Here is a 22469-nt window from a genome sequence, read left to right on the forward strand (position 1 = left end):
GGCAGCTCCCCCCGCGCCGGGACCTGGATCCGGCGCGGCCGCACTACCCTCACCGGATGCCGCGCGCAGACTCCCGCACAGCGCCGACGAGGTTCGCCTATCTCGGTCCCGAGGGTACCTTCGCCGAGGCCGCCCTCGCCGTGCTGACCTCCGGTGCCGAGGCCGGTCCCCCCGTCGACGTCCACCCCGCGCCCAGCGTCGCCGCCGCGCTCTCCGCGGTGCGCGCCGGTGAGCGCGACGCCGCCCTCGTGCCGCTGGAGAACTCGGTGGAGGGCTCGGTGCCGGCCACCATGGACGGGCTGGTCGACGGTGCGCCGTTGGTGATCACCCGCGAGGTGTTCCTGCCGGTCGCCTTCGTGCTGGCCGTGCGCCCCGGCACCGACGCCGCCGCGGTGCGCTCGGTGGCCAGCCACCCGCACGCCCTCGCCCAGTGCCGGGCCCGGGTCGCCGAGCTGGTGCCCGGGGCCGACGTCGTCCCGACCGGGTCGACCGCCGACGCCGCGCGCCGGGTCGCCGCCGGCGAGCACGACGCCGCGGTCTGCGCCGCCATCGCCGCCGAGCGGTACGGGCTGGTGGCGCTGGCCGGCGACGTCGCGGACCACCCGGGCGCCGTGACCCGGTTCGTGCTGGTCGAGCGGCCGGGACCGCTGCCGGAGCCGACCGGGTCGGACAAGACCACGGTGACCGCGGTCGTCGCAGACCGCACCGGCGCCCTGCTGGACCTGCTGGCCGAGTTCGCCGTGCGCGGGATCAGCCTGACCCGGATCGAGTCGCGCCCCACCCGGGAGCGGCTGGGCGTCTACTCGTTCTCCATCGACTGCGAGGGGCACGTCGCCGACCAGCGGGTGGGCGACGCGCTGGCCGCGCTGCACCGGCAGGCCGACGAGGTGCGGTTCCTGGGCTCGTACCCGCGCGCGGACGCGCAGCCCGGGAAGCCGGTGGCGGAGCGGGTCGGCGACGCCGCGTTCGCGGCGGCGCAGGAGTGGCTGGCCCGGGTGCGCGCCGGGTCCGCCGGGCAGGGCTGAGCCACCGTCCCGGGGTCGCGCACCGACCGTCATGATCACCCAGTGTGCGCGCACAGGGACGCTCTGAACACCCCTGGGTGCCGGACCGTTCCGTCCCTTCGACTCCGGTGGGCGCACGACGTCACTCCTGCCCCGCTGGACCGACGACGAACGCACGCCGGGGCGAGGCGCCCTGCCTCAGAGGTAGAGGCCGGTGTTCTCCTCGATCCGGGCGGCGGCGACGGCGTGCACGTCGCGCTCGCGCAGGATGATCAGGTCCTCGCCGTGCACCTCGACCTCGTGCTGGTCCTCCGGGGAGAAGAGCACCTGGTCGCCGACCTTGATCTGCCGCACGTTCGGGCCGATGCCCTTGGCCTCGCCCCACACCAGCCGCTTGGCCACCTGGGCGGTCGCGGGGATCAGGATGCCGCCGGTCGAGCGCCGGTCGCCGTCCTCCTTGCGGAGGGCGACCAGCAGGCGGTCGTGCAGCATCTGGATCGGCAGGCGGGGGGCGGTGCGGTCGGCGTCCTCGGGCACGTGGCCAACGCTAGGTGACGGACTGGAACGGCCCCCGTGCAGGGCCCCGTCCCGAGCCCCCGAGGGGCGGGGGCAAGGCTGTCCTTCATCAGCCCCAGCCGAGGGCGTGGAGGCGTTCCTCCTCGATGCCGAAGTGGTGCGCGATCTCGTGCACGACGGTGACCGCGACCTCGTCGACCACCTGCTCCTCGTCCTCGCAGACGTCGCAGATCGCCACCCGGTAGATCATGATCCGGTCCGGCAGCGCCCCGCCGTAGTCCCAGCCGCGCTCGGTCAGCGCGAAGCCCTCGTAGATGCCGAGCAGGTCCGGCTCCTCGGGGTTCCGGTCCTCGACCAGGACGACGACGTTGTCCAGCAGCGCCATGAGCTCGGCCGGCACCTGGTCCAGCGCGTCGGCGACCAGCTCCTCGAACCGCTCCTGCGGCAGGGCCTGCATCACCGGGCCTCCGTCACCAGCTGGTGGGCTGCGGGCGGCCCTCCTCGTAGCCGGCCGCGCTCTGCACGCCCAGCACGGCCCGCTCGTGCAGCTCGTCGACGGTGCGCGCGCCGGCGTACGTGGCCGAGGAGCGGACGCCGGCCACGATCTGGTCGATGAGGTCCTCGACCCCGGGCCGGGCCGGGTCCAGGTACATCCGGGAGGAGCTGATGCCCTCCTCGAACAGCCCGGCGCGGGCCCGGTCGAAGCCGCTCTGGGTGGCGGTGCGGGCCTTGACCGCCCGCGCCGACGCCATGCCGAAGCTCTCCTTGTAGCGGCGGCCGGTGCCGTCGTCGTACAGGTCGCCGGCGCTCTCGTAGGTGCCGGCGAACCAGGAGCCGATCATCACGTTCGCCGCGCCGGCGGCCAGCGCCAGGGCGATGTCCCGGGGGTGGCGGACCCCGCCGTCGGCCCAGACGTGCTTGCCCAGCTCCCGCGCCGCGGCCGCGCACTCCTCGACGGCGGAGAACTGGGGGCGGCCGACGCCGGTCATCATCCGGGTGGTGCACATGGCGCCGGGACCGACGCCGACCTTGACCACGTCGGCCCCGGCCTCGACCAGGTCGCGGGTGCCCTCCGGCGTCACCACGTTGCCGGCCACCACCGGCGTGGTCCCGGCGACGGCGCGGACGGCGCGCACCGCCTCGACCGCCTTCTCCTGGTGGCCGTGGGCGGTGTCGACCACGAGCACGTCGACACCGTGCGCCAGCAGCGCCTCCGCCTTGCCCGCGACGTCGCCGTTGATGCCGACAGCGGCGGAGGCGAGCAGCCGGCCCTGCGCGTCGAGCGCCGGGGCGTAGATCGCCGAGCGCAGCGCGCCCTTGCGGGTGATCAGGCCGACCAGCTGGTCGCCGTCGACGACCGGGGCGGCGCTGATCCGCTCGGCGGAGAGCACGTCGAAGACCTTGGGCAGGTCGGTGCCGGCGGGGATGGTCAGCGGCTCGGCGGTCATCACCCCGGACAGCTGGGTGAACCGGTCGACGCCCTGGCAGGCGCCGTCGGTGACCACGCCGACCGGCCGGCCTCCCTCCACCACGACGACGACGCCGTGCGCCCGCTTGCCCATCAGCGACAGCGCCTCGGCGACCGTGGACGTCGGGCTGAGCGTGATCGGGGTGTCGTAGACGGTGTGCCGGGCCTTGACCCAGGAGACGACCTCGCCGACGACGTCGATCGGGATGTCCTGCGGCAGCACCGCCAGCCCGCCGCGGCGGGCCACGGTCTCGGCCATCCGCCGGCCGGAGATCGCCGTCATGTTGGCGACGACGATCGGGATGGTCGTGCCCACCCGGTCGGGGGTGGTCAGGTCGACCTCGAGGCGGGAGCCGACCGTGGAGTGCCCCGGCACCATGAACACGTCGCTGTAGGTGAGGTCGTGGTCCGGGCGGCGGTCGCCGAGGAAGCGCATGGCACCAGTGTCCCGCACCTGGACACCCGCGCACCGGCGGACTGCGAGGGTTCGGTGGCGCCAGGGCCCGGCACCTACGATCAGCGGTGTGATCGACCTGCGACTCGTGCGTGAGGACCCCGAGCGGGTCAAGGCCAGCCAGCGCGCCCGGGGCGCCGACGACTCCCTCGTCGACCGGCTGCTGACCGCCGACGCCGACCGCCGGGCCGCGGTGAAGGTCGCCGACGACCTGCGCGCGGAGCAGAAGGCGGCCTCGCAGGCGGTGAAGAAGGCCACCCCCGAGGAGCGCCCCGCCGTCCTGGAGCGGGCCAAGGCGCTGGCCGCGCAGGTGAAGGAGGCCGAGGAGGCCGAGCGCGCCGCGGACGCCGCGCTGACCGAGCTGCACCTGCGCATCCCCAACCTGGTGCACGACGACGTCCCGCCCGGCGGCGAGGACGACGCGGTCACCCTGCGCACCGTCGGCGAGGTCCCCAGCTACGACTTCGAGGTAAAGGACCACCTGCAGATCGGGGAGGCGCTCGGCGCCATCGACATGGAGCGCGGCGCCAAGGTCTCCGGCGCCCGCTTCTACTTCCTCACCGGCCCCGGCGCGCTGCTGGAGTTCGCGCTGGCCCAGCTGGCCATCACCCGCGCCGTCGCGGCCGGCTTCACCCCCGTCGTCGCCCCCGCCCTGGTCAAGCCGGAGGCGATGGAGGGCACCGGCTTCCTCGGCGAGCACGACGAGGAGGTGTACCGGGTCGAGCGCGACGACCTGTACCTGGTCGGCACCTCCGAGGTCGCCATCGCCGGCATGCACGCGCGTGAGGTGCTCGACCTCTCCGCCGGCCCGAAGCGGTACGCCGGGTGGTCCTCCTGCTTCCGCCGGGAGGCCGGGTCCTACGGCAAGGACACCCGCGGCATCATCCGGGTGCACTGGTTCGACAAGGTCGAGATGTTCAGCTTCTGCGCGCCCGAGGACGCTGCCGCCGAGCACCGCCGGCTGCTGCAGTGGGAGGAGGAGTTCCTCCAGGCCCTCGAGCTGCCGTACCGGGTGGTCGACATCGCCGCCGGCGACCTGGGCACCAGCGCGGCCCGCAAGTTCGACATCGAGGCGTGGTTCCCCTCCCAGGGCACCTACCGGGAGCTGACCAGCACCTCCGACTGCACGACGTTCCAGGCCCGCCGGCTGCAGATCCGGCACCGCGACGCCGACGGGAAGCCGCAGCCGGCGGCGACGCTGAACGGCACGCTGTGCGCGATCGCCCGCACCATCGCCTGCCTGCTCGAGGTGCACCAGCGGGCCGACGGCTCGGTGCACGTGCCCGCGGCGCTGCGCCCGTGGCTGGGTGGCCACGAGGTGCTCACCCCCGGCATGGCGCTGGCTGCGGTCGCCCCCGGCCCCGCCGCGTGAGCGCTGGCCGGCCCGACGGCGGCGGGTTGACCGCACCCGCGGCCGCCGCGGCGGCGGGTGAGGTGGTCGACCTGGGCGACCTGGGCGCCCGCCTGGGGTCGTGGCGGCCCCGGCTGGTGGTCAGCGACCTGGACGGCACCCTCCTGGGTGCGCACGGGGAGGTCAGCCCGCGCACCGCGGCGGCGATCGCCGCCTGCCGGGCCGCCGGCCTGCCGGTGGTCGGCGCCACCGGCCGTGGGCCGCGGCTGCTGGAGAGCGTCCGCGCCGCCCTCGCCGGGCAGGGGATCGCGGTGCTGGCCCAGGGCGGCTACGTCGTCCGGTTCGGGTCGGACGGCGCCCCCGACGAGGTGCTCCGCACGGTCGGCATGCCCCGAGAGGTCGCCACCGAGGTGATCGCGGCGATCGAGGGCGTCGCCGGCGACCTGATCGTCGCGGTGGAGGACGCCGCCGAGCAGTCCGAGGCGATGCGCCCGCTGCGGGTGCAGCACGGCTTCGACTGGCCCTACCCCGAGCCGGCCCACCTGCTGCCCCGGCACCAGGTGCTGCCCGTGGGGGCGGTGCTCAAGGTGTTCCTGCGCTCCCCCCGCCTGGGGGAGGACCAGCTGGTGGAGCTGGCCCGCCGCGTCGTCGACCCCTCGGTCGCCGAGCTCACCCACGCCGGCCTCGGGTTCATCGAGGTGCTGCCCCCGGGGGTCACCAAGGCCACCGGGCTGCAGGTCGTGCTGGACGCCCTGGGGCTCGGCTTCGGTGACGTCCTCGTCTTCGGCGACATGCCCAACGACCTGCCGATGATCGAGGCCGTGCGGGACGGGGGCGGCCGGGCGGTCGCCGTCGCCAACGCCCACCCGCTGGTCCGCGCCGCCGCCGGCGACCGGACCAGCGGCCACGAGGCCGACGGGGTGGCGCGGTACCTGGAAGCCCTGCTGGAGCTGGAGGGCACCGGTGGCTGACCGGCCGAAGCTGATCGTCAGCGACCTGGACGGCACGCTGCTGCGCAGCGACGAGACGATCAGCGACGCGACGCTGGCCGAGCTGCGCTGGTGGGACGCCGAGGGGGTGCCGCTGGTGCTGGCCACCGGGCGGCCGCCACGCTGGATGCTCGGGGTGCGCGAGCGGCTGGGCGGGGGGACGGCGATCTGCTGCAACGGCGCCGTGCTGCTCGACCTGACCGGGTTCAGCGTGCTGGAGGAGCACCCGGTGCAGCCGGAGGTGCTGCAGGAGGTCACCGCGCAGCTGCGCCGCCGGCAGCCGGACACCTGGTTCGCCGTCGAGTACGGCGACCAGTTCCGGCACGAGCCGATCTACCGGCCGCGCTGGGACAAGGACGCGCCCGGCGTGGCGGTCGCGACCCTGGAGGAGATGGTCGCCCAGCCGGTGGCCAAGCTGCTCGCCCGGCACGAGCGGCTCGGCCGCGACGAGTTCGTGGCGCTGGTCGCCGAGGTGGTGGGGGACACCGCCACGGTGACCACCTCCTCCTCCGACGCGATGGCCGAGATCTCGGCGGCCGGCGTGACGAAGGCGACCGGTCTCGCCCGGCTCGCCGCCGAGCGCGGGGTGTCCCCGGCCGACGTCGTCTACTTCGGTGACATGCCCAACGACATCGCCGCCTTCGAGTGGGTGCGGGACGGCGGTGGCCGGGCGGTGGCGATGGCCCACGCGCACCCCGACGTGCTGGCGGTCGCGACGGACGTGACCGTCGCCAACGACGCGGACGGGGTCGCGGCCTTCCTGGCCACCCTGCGCAGCTGAGGTCGGACCGGCTGCATCGGCCCTCCGTGGGAACGATGTCACCCGATCCAGCGGACTTCCTGGTTGCGCATCCGCACTGTGCTCCAGAACCGGTCGTGCGCTGCCGATCTCCGGCTGACAAGGGCGCCCAGGGTGCGTCCATCGCAGGAGAGGTACGCCATGACCGACGCTCGGGCCCACCAGGCCACGCCCACCGACCCGGACCGACGGCCGGGTCTCGTCCAGCGCACGGGCCTGCGCGCCCGGCTGCTCGCGGCCTTCCTGCTGGTCACGCTGGCCACGCTCGCGGTCGGCACGCTCGGCGTGACGCGCATGGGGGAGCTGAGCGACCAGGCCGAGGCGGTCTACGAGGACGGCGCGGTCCCGCTGCGCGACATCCTGCTGCTGCGCTCCAGCTACTGGCAGTACCAGGCGACCATCTCCCGGGGCATGAGCCCGGGCCTCGCGCCGGACCTCGTGGCCGGCCTGCAGGAGCAGACCGTCGCCATCCGCGCGACGCTGGACGAGCTCCGCGCCGGCCTCGACGAGGTCGCCCTCCGGCCGGCCACCGAGGTCGCGTTCCAGGACTTCCAGACCGCGATCCAGCTCTACGACGACACCAGCGCCCAGATGGCCGAGATCGGTGCCGCCGGTGGTGACCCGTTGTCCGTGCTGCCCACGCTGATCGAGGCCGAGACGAACGCCGTCGACGCGCTCACCGCCGCCAGCGACGCGCAGATCGCCGCCACCTCGGCCACCGTGCAGGAGGCCCGCGACGCCTACGCCAGCGCACGCACACTCACGATCATCGGCGTCGCGATCGGCCTCCTGGTCTCCGTCGCGCTCGCCGTCCTGATGGCCCGCAGCGTCACCCGCCCGGTGCAGCGGATCCGCGAGACCCTCGAGCGGGTCGCCGCCGGCGACCTGCGGGTGCGGGCCGGGAACGTCGGCGGCGCCGAGCTGGGCGACGTCGCCCGCTCGCTGGACACCACCCTGGACGCCCTGGGTGGGGTGCTCACCCTGGTGAGCGACTCGGCGTCGCGCCTGGGTGCGGCGTCGCAGCAGCTGACGGCGGGTGCGGCGGCGATGTCGGCGAACGCGCGGACGGCGGCGGGTCAGGCCGACGTCGTCGTCGCCTCCGCCGGCGAGGTGGCCTCGAGCGTGGACACGGTGTCGACGGGTTCGCAGCAGATGGAGTCGGCGATCCGGGAGATCGCGCAGAGCGCGACCGAGGCGGCGCGGGTCGCGGGGCAGGCGGTCGGCGTCGCGGAGAACACGACCCGGACGGTCGGGAAGCTGGGTGACTCGTCGCAGGAGATCGGCAACGTGGTGAAGACGATCACCTCGATCGCGGAGCAGACGAACCTGCTGGCGCTGAACGCCACGATCGAGGCGGCGCGTGCCGGTGAGGCGGGCAAGGGGTTCGCCGTCGTCGCCAACGAGGTGAAGGAGCTGGCGCAGGAGACGGCGCGGGCGACCGAGGACATCGCGCGGCGGGTGCAGGCGATCCAGGGCGACACCGCCGGTGCGGTGGACGCGATCGGGGAGATCTCCACCGTGATCGCGCAGATCAACGACTTCCAGGCGACGATCGCCGCGGCCGTGGAGGAGCAGACCGCCACGACCAACGAGATGAACCGCAACGTCTCCGAGGCGGCGTCGTCCTCGCAGAGCATCGCCTCGGCGATCACCGGGCTGGCCGCGGGCACCGCGGAGACCAACCAGCGGGTCGAGGAGGCGCAGCGCTCGGCGGAGGAGCTGTCCCGGATGAGCGACGAGCTGCAGGCCGCGGTCAACCGGTTCACCGTCTGAGCAGCGACCACCTCGCCCCCACCGCGCGCCAGTTCGCGGCCGGGCCCGGCGAGGTGGCCACAGCAGGGCCTGCCGGGAGCACCCGGCAGGCCCTGCCGTCTTTCGTGTTCCGGACGGCGGAAGACAGCCGGGCCGCACTCAACAGTTCCCCCGGTGGAACCGATCCCAGGGGCAGCCAGGTCGTCGCACCACCACCACAGCCACCACGAGGGAGAGATCCATGGACGTCGACACGCACAGCACCGTCCCCGAGCCGGGGGGTGCCGGACCGCTCGCGGGGCTCGGCCGGGTGGGACTGCGGGGCCGGCTGCTCGCCGCGATCCTCGTGGTCGCCCTGGCCACCCTCACCGTGGGCGTCATCGGGATCGACCGGATGGGCACCCTGAGCCACCAGGCCCAGGAGGTCTACGACAGCGGCACCCGCCCGCTGGAGCAGCTGGACGACCTGGAGTCGCTGTGGTGGGAGCAGCAGGCCTACTCCGCCCGATCGGCGATGGAGAACCTCCCGGACGAGGTCCTCGCCCAGAACGGCGAGGCGGCCACCGAGGCGCAGGGCCGGCTCACCGAGGCGCTCGAGGCGGTGGACACCGGTGCGCTGAGCGATCCGGTCCGGGCGTCGTTCGAGCAGTTCCGGGACGCCGCCCTCGGCTTCTTCGAGAACCAGGCGCAGATCCTGGCCAACGTCGGCGACCTCGAGCTGATCATGGCGATCGTCCCGCAGCAGCAGGAGCTGGAGGTGACCGCCATCGAGGCGATCACCACCGCGACCGACGCGCAGAGCGCCGTCGCCGCGGCGACGGCCCAGGAGGCCCAGGACGCCTACGAGGCCGCCCGCGCGCTGACCGTCGTCGTGGTCGCCGCCGGCATCGCGGTGTCGGTGCTGCTGTCGCTGCTGCTGGTGCGCTCCATCACCCGCCCCGTGCAGCGGGTGCGCGAGGTGCTCGACCGCGTCGCCGAGGGCGACCTGAGCGTGCGCGCCGGGGAGACCGGCGGCGCGGAGATCGGTGAGGTCGCCCGGTCGCTGGACCGCACGCTGGAGTCCCTGGGTGGGGTGCTGTCGCTGGTGAGCGACTCGGCATCGCGCCTGGGTGCGGCGTCGCAGCAGCTGACGGCGGGTGCGGCGGCGATGTCGGCGAACGCGCGGACGGCGGCGGGTCAGGCCGACGTGGTGGTGGCCAACGCCGGTGAGGTGGCCTCGAGCGTGGACACGGTGTCGACGGGTTCGCAGCAGATGGAGTCGGCGATCCGGGAGATCAGCCAGAACGCGAGCGAGGCCTCGCGGGTGGCGAACCAGGCGGTGGGCGTGGCGGAGAACACCACGCGGACGGTCGGGAAGCTGGGTGACTCGTCGCAGGAGATCGGCAACGTGGTGAAGACGATCACCTCGATCGCGGAGCAGACGAACCTGCTGGCGCTGAACGCCACGATCGAGGCGGCGCGTGCCGGTGAGGCGGGCAAGGGGTTCGCCGTGGTGGCGAACGAGGTGAAGGAGCTGGCGCAGGAGACCGCGCGGGCGACCGAGGACATCGCCCGCCGGGTGGAGGCGATCCAGGCCGACACCGCCGGTGCGGTGGACGCGATCGGGCAGATCAGCTCGGTCATCGGGGAGATCAACGACTTCCAGGCGACGATCGCCGCGGCGGTGGAGGAGCAGACCGCCACGACCAACGAGATGAACCGCAACGTGGCCGAGGCGGCGTCGTCCTCGCAGGGCATCGCCTCGGCGATCACCGGGCTGGCCGCGGGCACCGCGGAGACCAACCAGCGGGTCGAGGAGGCGCAGCGCTCGGCGGAGGAGCTGTCCCGGATGAGCGACGAGCTCCAGGCCGCCGTCCACCGCTTCACCCTCTGAGCGGAGGCGCCGTACCCGAGCGGGAGCTGGGGGGCGGACAGCGCACGCGGAGCGTGCTCGGTGAGGTGGGCACGGGGCCCGGAGGGTCCCTGCCCACCTCACCGGCAACGGCTCAACGGCAGCCGGGCACGGCTCCTGGCCGCGGTGGAGGCCGGTAGGCCGACTAGAGGTACTGCCCGCCGCCGTGCCGCGGCTCGTGCCCTGGCTGCCCGGCGCTGCCGGGCAGCGCCTTGCGGCGCATCTCCTCCAGCTGGGCGCGGGCGGCCATCTGCTGGGCGAACAGCGCGGTCTGGATGCCGTGGAAGACGCCCTCCAGCCAGCCGACCAGCTGGGCCTGGGCGATCCGCAGCTCGGCGTCGGACGGCGTCTCGCCCTCGGTGAACGGCAGCGTGATCCGCTCCAGCTCCTCCCGCAGCTCGGGCGCGAGGCCCTGCTCGAGCTCACGGATGGAGGAGGCGTGGATGTCGCGGAGCCGGTTGCGGCTGGCGTCGTCCAGGGGCGCGGCCCGGACCTCCTCGAGCAGCTGCTTGATCATCGTGCCGATCCGCATGACCTTGGCCGGCTGCTCGACCAGGTCGCCGACGCCGGGGGCGCCGTCGTCGCCGCCGTCCTGCGGCATCGGCATCGCGCCGACCGGCTGACCGTCGGGACCCACGACGAGGACCTGCTGGGGGTGGGGTTCACCGGTGCCAGGAGGAGTCATGGCCCCATCCTGCCCCGCGCCCGGGAGCCGTGTGCCCGGGGCCGCCCGAGGTGACCGCCGCCACCTCCGCCCGCATAGGCTCCGGGCATGTCATCGGGTGCCGGGCGGCTGGACGTCGCCCGCGTCCGGGGCCTGTTCCCGGGCCTGTCCGACGGCTTCGTGCACGCCGACGGCCCGGGCGGCACGCTGGTGCCGGAGAGCGTGGTCCGCGCGGTCTCCCAGGCGATGCGGGTGCCGATCGCCGACCGGGGCGGGGTGTTCCCCTCCTCGGCGCGGGCCGAGCAGCTGGTCTCCGGCGCGCGCTCGGCCGTCGCCGACCTGGTGGGCGGCGTCGCGGGCGGGGTGGTGCTGGGTCCGAACGCCACCTCGCTGACCTACGCGGTCGCCCGGGCGCTGGCCAAGCACTGGCGCGCCGGGGACGAGATCGTGGTGAGCCGGCTGGACCACGACGCCAACGTCCGGCCGTGGCTCCAGGTGGCCGACCGGCTCGGGCTGGTGGTGCGCTGGGCCGAGGTCGACATCGAGACCGGGGAGCTGCCGGACTGGCAGTACGACGAGCTGCTGACCAACCGCACCCGGCTGGTGGCGGTCACCGCGGCCAGCAACGCCATCGGCACCTGCCCGGACGTCGCCGCGATCGCCCGCCGCGCGCACCAGGTGGGCGCGCTGGTGTACGTCGACGCGGCGCACGCGGCCCCGCACCTGCCGCTGGACGTCGAGCAGCTCGGCGCGGACTTCCTCGCCCTGTCGGCCTACAAGTGGTGCGGCCCGCACGTGGGCGCCGTCGTGGCCCATCCCGGGTTGTGGGAGGAGCTGTGGCCGGACAAGCTGCTGCCGGCGTCGGACCGGGTGCCGGAGCGGTTCGAGCCGGGCACCCCGCCGTTCGAGCTGTACGCCGGCGTCGCGGCCGCCGTCGACCACTTCGCCGCGCTCTGCCCGGAGGCGACCGGGACGCGCCGCCAGCGGCTGGCCACCGCGATGGCCGCCGTCGGCCGCTACGAGGGTGAGCTGTTCGACCGGCTGGACACCGCGCTGCGGCGGATGGCGCACGTCCACGTGGTGGGGGAGCCGTGGCCGCGCACCCCGACGCTGTCGTTCACCGTCTCCGGCATGCGCCCGCGGCAGGTCGCCGGTGAGCTGGCCCGCCGCGGCATCTGCGCCTGGGACGGTGACTTCTTCGCCCGCGAGCTGTTCGACGCGATCGGGGTCAACGAGGTCGGGGGCGCCGTCCGGCTGGGGTTGATGCACTACAACACGGCCGAGGAGGTCGAGCGGCTGGTCGAGTGCATCGACGAGCTGGGCTGAGGGGTCCGCCGGCCTCCCGGCAGGGGCGCCTGTGCCGACCGGGTGACCGGGGCGGCAGTGCCTATGCTCTGGCTCATGACAGCGGCCCCGGTGAGCATCGCCGAGGCCACCGCCCGGGCCACCGAGGTGGCCGGGACCGTCGCCGGCCCGCTGGTCGAGCGGACCGACTCCGGGGTGTGGCCCGCCGAGGCGCTGCGGGCCCTGCAGGCCGCCGGTCTCGGGAGTCTCGCGGCCGCACGGCCGATGGGCGGGTCCGGGCTCGGCCTGCGCGGGGTCGTCGCGGTCTGCGAGGCGGTCGGCCGGGTCTGCGCCTCGACGGCCCTGTGCTTCGGGATGCACTGCGTGGGGACGGCGGTGATCGCGGCGAAGCCGACGCCGCGGCAGCGCGAGGGGTTCCTCGACGCCATCGTCGCCGGGGAGCACCTCACGACGCTGGCGCTGTCGGAGCCCGGCACCGGTGCGCACTTCTGGCTGCCGCAGACCCGCATGACGCGGAACGGGGCGGAGCTGCAGCTCGACGGCGAGAAGTCGTTCGTGACCAACGGCGGGCAGGCCGACTCGTACGTGGTCAGCACGGTCGCCGCCGACCCGGAGGCGCCGGTGGGGCAGTTCTCCTGCGTCCTGGTGCCCGGGGACACCGCCGGCCTGACCTGGACCGACCGGTGGGACGGCATCGGCATGCGGGGCAACTCCTCCCGGCGGGCTCGGCTGGCGGGGGTCCGCCTCGGCGTCGACCACCTCCTCGGCGCCGAGGGTGACCAGCTCTGGTACGTCTTCGAGGTCGTCGCCCCCTACTTCCTGATGGCGATGGCGGGCTCCTACCTGGGGGTCGCCCAGGCCTCGCTCGACGAGGCGGTGGCGCACCTGCACCGGCGGGCGCACGCGCACACCGGCCGCCGGCTGGCTGCCGAGCCGCTCCTGCAGCACCGGCTGGGGGTCCTGTGGGCCCAGGTCGAGCGCACCCGCCGACTGGTGCACTGGGCCGCCGAGGAGGCCGATGCCGGGGGCGCAGCCGCCCTGCCCGGCCTCGCCGCGGCCAAGGCCGAGGTCGCCCAGTGCGCGGTGCAGGTGACCAACGAGGCGATGACGCTGGTCGGTGGGATCGGCTACCGGGACCGCTCCCCGCTGGAGCGGCACCTGCGGGACGCCCGGGCAGCGGACGTGATGAGCCCGACGACGGACATCCTGCGCACCTGGACCGGCCGGGCGGTGCTCGGCCTGCCGCTCCTGGGCGAGTGAGCGCCGCTCCTGTCCCGGGTCGTTGCGTCCTCGTCGACGGCACGCCGCAGGACCTGGCGCGGCTCGGGGGCGTACCGGGCCTGGAGCAGGTGTCCGCCGTCGACCTGGCGGACGCCCTCGGCCCCGCCGAGGCCCCGGTCGACCTCGTGGTGCTGGGCACGCGGGCCACGGCGGCGGTGCTCCTGGCCCAGCGCGCGCACCGCCTGGCACCGGGAGCGGGGATCGCCGTCCTGGCGGTGGACCCGGTGGCGGTGCGCCGCCAGGCCGCCTTCACCCCCGAGGTGCCCCTGGACCTGCTCGTCGCCGGCGTGGACGACCCGGACCTGCCCGCCCGGGTGCACGAGCTGCGCACGGCCAGCCGGGAGCGGCGCCGGCACGCCGGGGTGCTCGCGGCGATCACGCGGCAGCCCGGGCCGCCCGACCGGGCGGGGACGCGGGGGGTGACCGCGGTCGGGGCCCTGCTGGAGCACGTCCCGATCCCGGTCCTGGTGGCCGAGCCGACGGGTGAGCTGCTGGGCTGGAACCGTCAGGCCGAGGACCTCCTCGGCCTCGGGCCGGCGGTGCTGGGGCGCCCCGTCGACGAGGTGGTCCCGGGCACTCAGGCGGCCTTCTCCGCGGTCGGCGGGCAGCAGGGGCCGGCGCACATCGACATCGCCGGCCGGGTGCTCGAACTGAGCTCGGCGACCACCCAGACCGACACCGGCCGGCCGGTGGTGCTGGTGTTCGCCACCGATGTGACGGCGCAGCGGACGGCGGAGCGCGACCGCGACCGGCTCGCCGGGCACGTCCAGCTGCTGGCTCGCGTCTCCGAGTCGCTGATGGGCCCGCTGGACGTCACCGAGCCGCTGACCCGGCTGGCGCAGGCCCTCGTCCCCGGGCTGGCCGACTGGATCAGCATCCAGGTCCTCGACGGGCACGGCCGGCTGCACAACGTCGCCATGCGGCACCGCGATCCCGCGCTCGCGCCGGTGGCCCGGGCGGCGGAGGAGCTGAAGGAGGCGCGCCACTGCTTCACCGAGCCCAGCCGGCGGGCCGCGGCGGGGGAGCGGGTCCTGCTGCCCCGCATCGGCCCCGAGGAGCTGGCCGGCCAGGTGGCCGACCCCGAACTGCGCGCCCTGGTGACCCAGCTGGGCATGGGGAGCGCGGTCGCCGTCCCGATCACCGGCCGGGAACGGCCCCTCGGCTCCATCCTGCTGGTCGGCACCCCCGGGGGGAACCAGCTGGGAGAGCTCGAGCTGGAGCTCGCCGAGGAGATCGGCCGTCGGGCCGGGGTGGCGCTGGACAACGCCCTCCTCTACGCCGGCCAGCGGCACGTCGCCACCGAGCTGCAGCGGAGCCTGCTCACCGCACCGCCGGAGACGTCCTTCGCCGACATCGCCGTCCGCTACCTGGCGGCCGCCCAGCAGGCCCAGGTGGGCGGTGACTGGTACGACGCGTTCCGCCGCCGCAACGGTGACCTGCTGGTGGTCATCGGTGACGTGGCGGGGCACGACACGCGGGCCGCGGCGGCCATGGGGCAGCTGCGCGGGCTCGTGCGGGGCATCGGCCACGGTGGCGCCGACTCACCCGGCTCGGTGCTCACCGCCGTCGACCGGGCGATCGAGGGCCTGGAGCTCGAGACGATCGCCACCGCCGTCGTCGCCCAGCTGGGCACCCCCGAGCGGGACGACGCCGCGGGGCTGCAGGTGCAGTGGTCCAACGCCGGGCACCCCCCGCCGGTGCTGCTGGAGCGCTCGGGGCAAGCCCGGCTGCTCACCCCCGGAGGCGGCCGGGCCGACCTGCTGCTGGGCGTGGACGCCGGGGCGCCACGGTCGTCGGAGCAGACCACGCTGCCGGCCGGCGCCACGCTGCTGCTCTACACCGACGGGCTGGTCGAGCGGCGGGGGGAGTCGCTGGACGAGGGGACCGATCGGCTGCTGGCCACGGTCGAGGAGTGCGCGGAGGCCGACCTGGACCGGTTCTGCGACCGGCTGCTGACCAGGATGGTCCCGCAGCCGGGAGAGGACGACGTCGCGCTCGTCGCCGTCCGGCCCACGGTGGGTGGCCGCTCCCCGGAGGCGTGACCGCGCTCAGGCGTCCGGGAGCAGCAGCACCTTGCCGATGTGCGAGCTCTCCTCCAGCAGGGCGTGCGCCTCCGCGGCGCGGGACATCGGCAGCCGGCGGTCGATGACCGGGCGGACCACGCCGCGTTCGACGTCGGGCCACACGTCGTGCCGCACGGCCGCGACGATCTCCGCCTTGCCGCCACGGCCGGTGGCCGGCCGGGAGCGCAGCGCGGTGGCGTGCACGCTGCCCCGCTTGGCGAGCAGCCGGCTCAGGTCCAGCTCGGCCTTCCGGCCGCCCTGCATCCCGATGACCACCAGCCGGCCGCCGTCGGCGAGGACGTCGACGTTGCGGGCCAGGTAGGCGGCGCCCATGTTGTCCAGCACGACGTCGGCGCCGTGCCCGTCGGTGGCCTCGCGGATGCGCCCGACGAAGTCCTCGTTCCGGTAGTTCACCAGGATGTCGGCGCCCAGCTCGCGGCAGACGGCGAGCTTCTGCTCGCTGCCGGCGGTGGTGGCCACCCGGGCGCCGGCGCGCACCGCCAGCTGGATCGCCATGGTGCCGATGCCGCTGGAGCCGCCGTGCACCAGGAGGACGTCGCCGGCGCGCAGCCCGGCGAGCAGGAAGACGTTCGACCAGACCGTGCAGGTGACCTCCGGGAGCGCCGCGGCACTGGCCAGCTCCACACCCGCGGGCCGGGGCAGCAGTTGCCCGGCCGGGACGGCCACCCGCTCGGCGTAGCCGCCGCCGGCCAGCAGCGCGCACACCTCGTCGCCGACCGACCAGCCCTCGACGCCGTCCCCGACCTCGCTGATGACGCCGCTGCACTCCAGGCCGAGGACCTCGCTGGCGCCCGGCGGGGGCGGGTAGAAGCCCTGCCGCTGCATCAGGTCGGCCCGGTTGACCGCGGTCGCGACGACGTCGACGACCACCTCACCCGGCCCGCACACCGGGTCGGGCACCTCGCCCCAGCCGAGCACGTCGGGGCCGCCGGGCTGGCTGATCGTCACCGCGCGCACGCCCCCGACCCTAGGCGCGCGGCAGGCCCGGGACCACGCGCGGCGTCAGGCGGCCGGGGTCTGCACCCCCGAGTCGGTGATCTTGCCGCGGGCGATCCGCAGCTGCCGTTGCGCGCGGCGCGCGACCCACGAGTCGTGGGTGACCATGATGAGCGTGAGCCCCTGGTCGCGCCACATCTGCTCCAGCAGCGCCACGATCTCGTCACGGGTGGCTTCGTCCAGGTTGCCGGTGGGCTCGTCGGCCAGCAGCACCTTCGGCTGGCGGACCAGTGCCCGGGCGATCGCCACGCGCTGCTGCTGACCACCGGAGAGCTCCGCCGGCAGGTGGCCACTGCGCTCGGCCAGACCCACGGAGTCCAGCGCCGCGGCCGCCCGCTCGGCCCGCTCCCGCCCCTTCACGCCGAGCGGGACGAGCGCGGTCTCCACGTTCTGCTGAGCGGTGAGCGTCGGGATGAGGTTGAACGACTGGAACACGATGCCGATCTCCCGGGCCCGGAGCTGGGTCAGCCGCTGGTTGGAGACCGCTGCCAGGTCATCGGCGCCGAGCAGTACCGAGCCCGAGGTGGGCCGGTCGAGCGCCCCCAGCATCTGCAGCAGCGTCGACTTGCCGCCGCCGGTGGGGCCCTGGATGGCGACCATCTGCCCGTCGGGGATGGTCAGCGAGACGTGTGAGAGCGCCTCGACCTCCTTCTTGCCGTTCCGGTAGGTCTTGCTGACGTCGGTGAGCGTGTACACGGCGGTGTCTTCCTGTCTGTCGGGGTGGTCAGTCGAGGCTGCGCAGGGCCGCGGCGGGGCGCAGGCGGGCAGCGCGCCAGCCACCGATCACCCCGGCGAGCAGGCCGCCGATCAGGGCGATCCCGACCCCGGTGGCGATGAAGGCCACGTTGATAGGCGCGTGCAGGACCGTCTCGACGGTGCTGCTCGCCGCCTGGCCGAGCCCGCCGGGGATGTTGCCGCCGAACGCGCCGGCTCCGGGCCCCCCGGTCCGGGCTCCGGGGCCCCCGGCCCCTGCTCCGGGCGCTGCCGTCGCCGTGCCGCCACCGGTCGTGCCGGACAGGCTGATCCCGGCCGCGTTGAGGGCGAGGATCCCGCCGACGCCGATGATCAGGCCGGCGACGCCGCCGATGAGGCCCTGCACGAGGGACTCGGTGCCCACCTGCCGGACGATCCGGCCGTTGCTCCAGCCCAGCGCCTTCAGGGTGCCGAAGTCACGGGTGCGGCGCGTGACGCCGGAGATGGTGAACAGCACCGCGAGGCCGAAGGCGGCGGCCAGCACCGCGATCGACAGCCACTTGCCCAGGTTCTGCACCAGCGACGACGCAGAGGACAGCGAGCCGGTGACGCCGGAGGCCAGGTCGGACTGGGTGGTGACGGTGGCGTCGGGCAGCGCGGCGGTGATCGCGGCGGCAGCGGTGTCGACGGTGTCGGCGCTGGTGGCCTGCACGTACACGGTGGTGATCTGGTCGGTCAGCCCGGACAGCTCCTGTGCCACGTCGATCGGCAGGTACACGTCGGACAGCGTGGTGGCCGAGTCGTCGCTGGCCAGGATGCCCACCACGGTGACGGCGGTCCCGGTCAGGGTGATCGTGCTGCCGACGGACAGCCCCGCGCTGTCGGCGTGGCTCTGCGAGATGAGCGCCACGTCCGCGCCCACGTCGGCGGTGGTGAAGCCGCGACCGTCGGCGACGGCGGCGCCCGCCAGCGGGCCGAGCGCGGTGGCGCCGGGGGTGATGCCCTCGACGCCGAAGCTGCTGACGTTGAAGTTGCCGCCGCGGAAGCCGTCGCCGCGCTCGCCACCGCCGGTCGGCGGGCCCGCCGGAGCGGAGCCCGCGTCGGGGAGCTCGCCGCTGAAGGTCTGGTCGATCAGCATGAGAGTGGCGGTCACGTCGGAGACGCCGTCCGCGGCCGAGATGGTGCTCACGACGTCGCTGCTCATGGCCGTGGTGCCCCGGGCGATGCTCAGCTGATCGGTGGCGACGGTGGTCGACCCGTCGTCGCTGGTGGTGCCGTCGTCGGCACCGAAGGAGAACTGCCCGCGGCCGCCGCCGGCTCCCGGCTCGGCGGCCTGGGTGACCTTGATGTCGGTGCCGACGCCGTAGACGGACTCCAGGACGGCGTCCTGGGCGTTCCGGACGCCCGCGGAGGCGGCGTTCACGACGAGGACGAGGGCGATGGCCAGGGCGAGGCCCACGGCCACGATGACGGTCTGCCGCAACCGCCCTCTCAGTTCGCGGCGCACGTAGGTCAGGAGCATGCTCGTCCTCCAGCTCCCGCCGGCTCGTGGGAGCTGGGGCGGGCAGGGTGATGCCCGCCGACCGGTCCGGTCGACGGGTGCGGGATGTGTTCCGCACGTCATCGTCCGGCCGGGCCTGAGGAAGACCTGTGAACGCGCTGCGGGCTGGGCTGTGAGGGGCGGGAGCATGGGTGAGCCGTGTCACCTCTGCTCCCGCCCCGGGCTGCCCGCCGGGGTGGGGAGCCGCGTCAGCGCGCCTTGAGGTCCTTGCGCAGGATCTTGCCGGCCATCGACTTGGGCACCTGCTCGATGAACTCGACCATCCGGACCTTCTTGTGCGGCGCCACCCGCTCGGCGACGAACGCGATGACGTCGTCCTCGGTCAGCGCCGAGCCGGGTGCCCGGACGACGAACGCCTTGGGCAGCTCGTCGCCGCTCTCCCGCTCCAGCACCCCGATGACCGCGGCGTCGGTGACCTCCGGGTGGCCCAGCAGCACGGCCTCCAGCTCGGCGGGCGCCACCTGGTAGCCCTTGTACTTGATCAGCTCCTTGACCCGGTCGACGACGGTGTACCGGCCCTCGTCGTCGACGATCGCCACGTCGCCGGTGTGCAGCCAGCCCTCGGCGTCCAGGGTGTCCGCGGTGGCCTGCGGGTTGTTCAGGTAACCGGCCATCACCTGCGGGCCGCGCACCCACAGCTCGCCGCGTTCCCCGGGGGCGCAGTCCTCGCCGGTGGCCGGGTCGACCAGCCGGCACTCGGTGTTGGGCAGCGCATACCCCACGGTGCCCTTCGGGGTGGGCCCGGCGCCCGCGGGCTCCAGCCCGGGCTCGGGGGTGGTGTGCGAGACCGGGGACAGCTCGGTCATCCCGTAGCCCTGCCCGACGCTGACGCCGTCCGGTGCCCCCTTGCGCAGCCGGTCCTGGGCCGCCTGGGCGAGGGCCTCGTCCAGCGGGGCCGCGCCGGAGGTGATGCTGCGCAGCGAGGAGAGGTCGAAGGAGTCGACCAGCGGGTGCTTGGCCAGCGCCAGCACGATCGGCGGGGCGACGAACGCCCGGGTGATCTTCTGGTCCTGGATGGTGCGGAGGAACTGCTCCAGGTCGAACCGGGGGAGGGTGACCACGGTGCCGCCCCACTGCAGGCCCTGGTTCATCAGCACGGTCAGGCCGTAGATGTGGAAGAACGGCAGGACGGCGATGATCCGCTCGTCGCCCTCCTCGACCCCGGCCAGCGGGCGCGACTGGGTCACGTTGGCCACCAGGTTGCGGTGGGTGAGCATGACGCCCTTGGGCAGCCCGGTGGTGCCGCTGGAGTAGGGCAGCGTGACCAGGTCGGTGGCCGGGTCGATCTTCACCTCGGCGGCGGGCGCGTCGGTGGTGAGCAGGTCGCGCAGCGAGGCGTGCCCCTCGGCGCCGTCCATCACCACCACCTCGTCGACCGGCGCCTGCGCCACCGCGGCCTGCGCCCGGTCGAGGAACGCGGAGATGGTGATCAGCACCTTCGCGCCGGAGTCCTTCAGCTGGAAGGCGATCTCGTCGGGGGTGTACAGGGCGTTGACCGGGGAGACCACGCAGCCGGCCGCGGCGATGCCGTGGAAGACCACCGGGTACCAGATGGTGTTCGGGCTGAACACGGCGACGACGTCGCCCTTGCGCAGCCCGCGGGCGGCGAGCGCGGCGGCCATCCGCTGGACGTAGAAGGTCAGCTCGCCGTGGCTGATCGTCTCGCCGGAGAGGCCGTCGACCAGGGCCGGGGACTCCCGGCGCTCGGCGGTGCCGGCCAGCACGAACTCCGGCACGGACAGCTCGGGGATCTCGACGTCCGGGTAACGACTGCTCAGCGCCACGGGTCCTCCTCGACTCAGGGGTGTGGCGTCAGTCTCACACCCGGCGTGTCCCGAGTCACACAGTGGTTACCCGCGGGTAGTGCTCAGCCTCGCGGCCACAGCACCGACTGGGTGCACCGGAACAGCGCGATCGTCCTCCCGGTGGCCGGCGCGGTCACCACGGCGTCCCACACCTGCGTCGTCCGCCCGGCGTGCGCGTTGGTGGCGACCACCTCGATCCGCCCCTCGCGCGCGGTGCCCAGGTGGTTGCTCTTCAGCTCGATCGTGGTGAACCCGCTCGCGCCCTCGGGCAGCAGCGCCCGGGTGGCCAGCCCGCAGGCGGTGTCGGCCAGCGCCACCACGCTCGCCGCGTGCAGGAAGCCGTTGGGCGCGAGCAGGTCGGGCCGGACGTCGAGGTGCGCGGCGAGCCGGCCGGGCTCGTGGTCGTCGATGACGATGCCGAGCAGCCCGGGCAGCGTGCCCGGCAGCAGGTCGTTGAGCTCGGCGGCGGTGTGGAACCCGGTGGCGGCCATGCCTGGCAACCTAGGCGTGTGGACGCCGAGGAGCTCGTGGAGGTCGTCGTCACCGCCGAGGACGGCGAGTGGCTGGCCGGGTGGGCCCGGGCCCTGGTCGAGGACCGGCTGGCCGCCTGCGGGCACGTGCAGCCAGGGGTGCGGGCGGTCTACCGGTGGGACGGCGCGGTCCACGACGACCAGCAGGCCCGGGTGGCGCTGCACACCCGGCTGTCGCTGGTGGGCGAGATCACCGCGCGGGCGGACGTCGAGCACCCCGACGAGGTGCCCTGCGTGATCGCGCTGCCCTTGCGCGGTGGGCACCCGGACTACTGGACCTGGGTGGTCGCCGAGACCCGCGAGCCGTGATGGCTCGTCCTCATGAGGCGAGGATCGGCCCCCGGGGCAGTAAGGAACCACGTGTGCTGAAGGTCGCTTCTCGTGTCGACCGTTGTGCGCTCGAGCTCGAGCTCGAGCGAGAGGGGCAGCAGTGCGTCGCTGCTGCCAAGTGGGGACGCGTCAGGCCAGACCTCGGATGCTGCGCACCGGGGGCCGGTCGCCCTTGATCGACGCCACCATGTCCAGGGTCTGCCGGGTGGCGGCGACGTCGTGCGCGCGGAAGACCCGGGCGCCCAGCCAGGCGCTCACCGTCGTCGCCGCGAGCGTGCCGGTCAGCCGCTGCTCGACCGGCACGTCGAGGGTCTCCCCGACGAAGTCCTTGTTCGACAGCGCCACCAGCACCGGCCAGCCGGTCGCGACGAGCTCGTCGAGCCGCCGGGTCGCCGCGAGCGAGTGCCGGGTGTTCTTGCCGAAGTCGTGCCCCGGGTCGACCAGCACCCGCTCGCGGTCCACCCCCGCCGCCACCGCCGCCTCGGCCAGCGCCGTCGTCCGGGCGACGACGTCGGCCATCACGTCGTCGTAGCCGACCCGGTGCGGGCGGGTGCGTGGCGGCAGCCCGCCGGCGTGCGTGCAGACGATCCCGGCGCCGGCCTCGGCTGCGACCACGGCCAGCTCCGGGTCGAACCCGCCCCAGGCGTCGTTGACGACGTCGGCGCCGGCCGCGAGCGCCTCGCGGGCCACCTCGGCCCGGTAGGTGTCGATCGAGATCGGCAACCGCGGGTGGGCGGCGCGGATCGCGGCGACCAGGTCGACGGTGCGCCGGACCTCCTCCTCGGGCGGGACCTCCGCGCCCGGGGCGGCCTTCACCCCGCCGACGTCGACCATGTCCGCGCCCTCGGCCACCACCCGCTCGACCCGGGCCAGCGCGGCGTCCAGCTGGTAGGTGGAGCCGCGGTCGTAGAAGGAGTCGGGGGTGCGGTTGACGATCGCCATCACGACGAGCCCGCCGTCCGGCACGTCGAGGGCACCGATGCGCAGCATGGCCCC

Annotated in this window: 20 protein-coding genes; 10 read left to right on the forward strand and 10 right to left on the reverse strand. The window is 74.6% G+C overall.

Annotated elements, in window-relative coordinates; translation table 11 throughout:
* Window positions 1–56 precede the first annotated feature (56 nt).
* Window positions 57–1025: a prephenate dehydratase gene (gene pheA / locus ACI783_RS10145; protein WP_457140337.1), complete on the forward strand. Its 969-nt coding sequence runs from the start codon at window positions 57–59 to the stop codon at window positions 1023–1025.
* A 177-nt stretch (window positions 1026–1202) separates the two neighbouring features.
* Here the strand turns inward: pheA and ACI783_RS10150 are convergent, their stop codons facing one another.
* The 3 genes from ACI783_RS10150 to ACI783_RS10160 form a co-directional block, all read right to left on the reverse strand.
* Window positions 1203–1541: a GroES family chaperonin gene (locus ACI783_RS10150; protein ID WP_457079335.1), complete on the reverse strand. Its 339-nt coding sequence runs from the start codon at window positions 1539–1541 to the stop codon at window positions 1203–1205.
* An 88-nt stretch (window positions 1542–1629) separates the two neighbouring features.
* Window positions 1630–1977, reverse strand: a complete 348-nt coding sequence (locus ACI783_RS10155; RefSeq protein ID WP_457140370.1) for a metallopeptidase family protein — start codon at window positions 1975–1977, stop codon at window positions 1630–1632.
* Window positions 1978–1990: 13 nt separating this feature from the next.
* Window positions 1991–3424, reverse strand: coding sequence for a GuaB1 family IMP dehydrogenase-related protein (locus ACI783_RS10160; protein WP_457140338.1), 1434 nt, complete (start codon window positions 3422–3424; stop codon window positions 1991–1993).
* An 88-nt stretch (window positions 3425–3512) separates the two neighbouring features.
* On the opposite strand from ACI783_RS10160, the gene serS reads away from it, so the two are divergent.
* The 5 genes from serS to ACI783_RS10185 all read left to right on the forward strand — a co-directional run bounded on the left by serS (window position 3513) and on the right by ACI783_RS10185 (window position 10206).
* Complete coding sequence (serS, locus tag ACI783_RS10165) at window positions 3513–4814, forward strand: serine--tRNA ligase (RefSeq protein WP_457140339.1); 1302 nt, start codon at window positions 3513–3515, stop codon at window positions 4812–4814.
* 26 nt (window positions 4815–4840) lie between these two features.
* Window positions 4841–5764: an HAD family hydrolase gene (locus ACI783_RS10170; protein WP_457140340.1), complete on the forward strand. Its 924-nt coding sequence runs from the start codon at window positions 4841–4843 to the stop codon at window positions 5762–5764.
* On the forward strand, window positions 5757–6563 hold the full coding sequence (locus ACI783_RS10175; RefSeq protein WP_457140341.1) for an HAD family hydrolase: 807 nt from the start codon (window positions 5757–5759) through the stop codon (window positions 6561–6563). Before ACI783_RS10170 ends, ACI783_RS10175 begins: the two co-directional genes overlap by 8 nt.
* 159 nt (window positions 6564–6722) lie before the next feature.
* Window positions 6723–8354: a methyl-accepting chemotaxis protein gene (locus ACI783_RS10180; protein ID WP_457140342.1), complete on the forward strand. Its 1632-nt coding sequence runs from the start codon at window positions 6723–6725 to the stop codon at window positions 8352–8354.
* Between the two features lie 220 nt (window positions 8355–8574).
* A complete protein-coding gene (locus tag ACI783_RS10185; protein WP_457140343.1) occupies window positions 8575–10206 on the forward strand; it encodes a methyl-accepting chemotaxis protein in 1632 nt (543 codons plus the stop codon).
* A gap of 163 nt (window positions 10207–10369) precedes the next feature.
* On the opposite strand, the gene ACI783_RS10190 is transcribed toward ACI783_RS10185, so the two are convergent.
* Window positions 10370–10909, reverse strand: coding sequence for a bacterial proteasome activator family protein (locus ACI783_RS10190; RefSeq protein WP_457140344.1), 540 nt, complete (start codon window positions 10907–10909; stop codon window positions 10370–10372).
* Between the two features lie 87 nt (window positions 10910–10996).
* Here ACI783_RS10190 and ACI783_RS10195 point away from each other — a divergent pair, with 87 nt between their 5' ends.
* From ACI783_RS10195 to ACI783_RS10205, 3 genes are all read left to right on the forward strand, one after another.
* A complete protein-coding gene (locus ACI783_RS10195; protein WP_457140345.1) occupies window positions 10997–12214 on the forward strand; it encodes a cysteine desulfurase-like protein in 1218 nt (405 codons plus the stop codon).
* A gap of 75 nt (window positions 12215–12289) precedes the next feature.
* Entirely contained in the window at window positions 12290–13453 is a 1164-nt protein-coding gene (locus ACI783_RS10200; protein WP_457140346.1) for an acyl-CoA dehydrogenase family protein, read from the forward strand.
* Complete coding sequence (locus ACI783_RS10205) at window positions 13450–15516, forward strand: SpoIIE family protein phosphatase (protein WP_457140347.1); 2067 nt, start codon at window positions 13450–13452, stop codon at window positions 15514–15516. The genes ACI783_RS10200 and ACI783_RS10205 overlap by 4 nt, the downstream gene beginning before the upstream one ends.
* Before the next feature lie 6 nt (window positions 15517–15522).
* On the opposite strand, the gene ACI783_RS10210 is transcribed toward ACI783_RS10205, so the two are convergent.
* From ACI783_RS10210 to ACI783_RS10230, 5 genes are all read right to left on the reverse strand, one after another.
* On the reverse strand, window positions 15523–16515 hold the full coding sequence (locus tag ACI783_RS10210) for an NAD(P)H-quinone oxidoreductase (protein WP_457140348.1): 993 nt from the start codon (window positions 16513–16515) through the stop codon (window positions 15523–15525).
* Window positions 16516–16560: 45 nt separating this feature from the next.
* Entirely contained in the window at window positions 16561–17250 is a 690-nt protein-coding gene (locus ACI783_RS10215; protein WP_457140349.1) for an ABC transporter ATP-binding protein, read from the reverse strand.
* 28 nt (window positions 17251–17278) lie between these two features.
* A complete protein-coding gene (locus tag ACI783_RS10220) occupies window positions 17279–18769 on the reverse strand; it encodes an ABC transporter permease (protein WP_457140350.1) in 1491 nt (496 codons plus the stop codon).
* 227 nt (window positions 18770–18996) lie between these two features.
* The gene (locus ACI783_RS10225) at window positions 18997–20592 is read right to left on the reverse strand and encodes a 4-coumarate--CoA ligase family protein (RefSeq protein WP_457140351.1); all 1596 of its coding nucleotides are present in this window, start codon (window positions 20590–20592) and stop codon (window positions 18997–18999) included.
* An 83-nt stretch (window positions 20593–20675) separates the two neighbouring features.
* Window positions 20676–21104, reverse strand: a complete 429-nt coding sequence (locus ACI783_RS10230; RefSeq protein ID WP_457140352.1) for a PaaI family thioesterase — start codon at window positions 21102–21104, stop codon at window positions 20676–20678.
* Window positions 21105–21122: 18 nt separating this feature from the next.
* Here ACI783_RS10230 and cutA point away from each other — a divergent pair, with 18 nt between their 5' ends.
* Entirely contained in the window at window positions 21123–21452 is a 330-nt protein-coding gene (gene cutA / locus ACI783_RS10235) for a divalent-cation tolerance protein CutA (RefSeq protein ID WP_457140353.1), read from the forward strand.
* 150 nt (window positions 21453–21602) lie between these two features.
* Here cutA and folP read toward each other — a convergent pair whose 3' ends face one another.
* On the reverse strand, window positions 21603–22463 hold the full coding sequence (gene folP, locus ACI783_RS10240; protein ID WP_457140354.1) for a dihydropteroate synthase: 861 nt from the start codon (window positions 22461–22463) through the stop codon (window positions 21603–21605).
* Window positions 22464–22469: the final 6 nt, after the last annotated feature.

It is taken from the genome of Modestobacter sp. SYSU DS0511 (genome assembly GCF_054050755.1).

Excerpts from the sequence above, each read along its gene's own strand:
- ACI783_RS10180 (WP_457140342.1), top strand. The coding sequence starts at position 6,723 with ATGACCGACGCTCGGGCCCACCAGGCCACGCCCACCGACCCGGACCGA.
- ACI783_RS10160 (WP_457140338.1), bottom strand. The coding sequence starts at position 3,424 with ATGCGCTTCCTCGGCGACCGCCGCCCGGACCACGACCTCACCTACAGC.
- ACI783_RS10230 (WP_457140352.1), bottom strand. The coding sequence starts at position 21,104 with ATGGCCGCCACCGGGTTCCACACCGCCGCCGAGCTCAACGACCTGCTG.
- folP (WP_457140354.1), bottom strand. The coding sequence starts at position 22,463 with ATGCTGCGCATCGGTGCCCTCGACGTGCCGGACGGCGGGCTCGTCGTG.
- pheA (WP_457140337.1), top strand. The coding sequence starts at position 57 with ATGCCGCGCGCAGACTCCCGCACAGCGCCGACGAGGTTCGCCTATCTC.
- ACI783_RS10185 (WP_457140343.1), top strand. The coding sequence starts at position 8,575 with ATGGACGTCGACACGCACAGCACCGTCCCCGAGCCGGGGGGTGCCGGA.
- ACI783_RS10220 (WP_457140350.1), bottom strand. The coding sequence starts at position 18,769 with ATGCTCCTGACCTACGTGCGCCGCGAACTGAGAGGGCGGTTGCGGCAG.
- ACI783_RS10200 (WP_457140346.1), top strand. The coding sequence starts at position 12,290 with ATGACAGCGGCCCCGGTGAGCATCGCCGAGGCCACCGCCCGGGCCACC.
- ACI783_RS10195 (WP_457140345.1), top strand. The coding sequence starts at position 10,997 with ATGTCATCGGGTGCCGGGCGGCTGGACGTCGCCCGCGTCCGGGGCCTG.
- ACI783_RS10190 (WP_457140344.1), bottom strand. The coding sequence starts at position 10,909 with ATGACTCCTCCTGGCACCGGTGAACCCCACCCCCAGCAGGTCCTCGTC.
- ACI783_RS10155 (WP_457140370.1), bottom strand. The coding sequence starts at position 1,977 with ATGCAGGCCCTGCCGCAGGAGCGGTTCGAGGAGCTGGTCGCCGACGCG.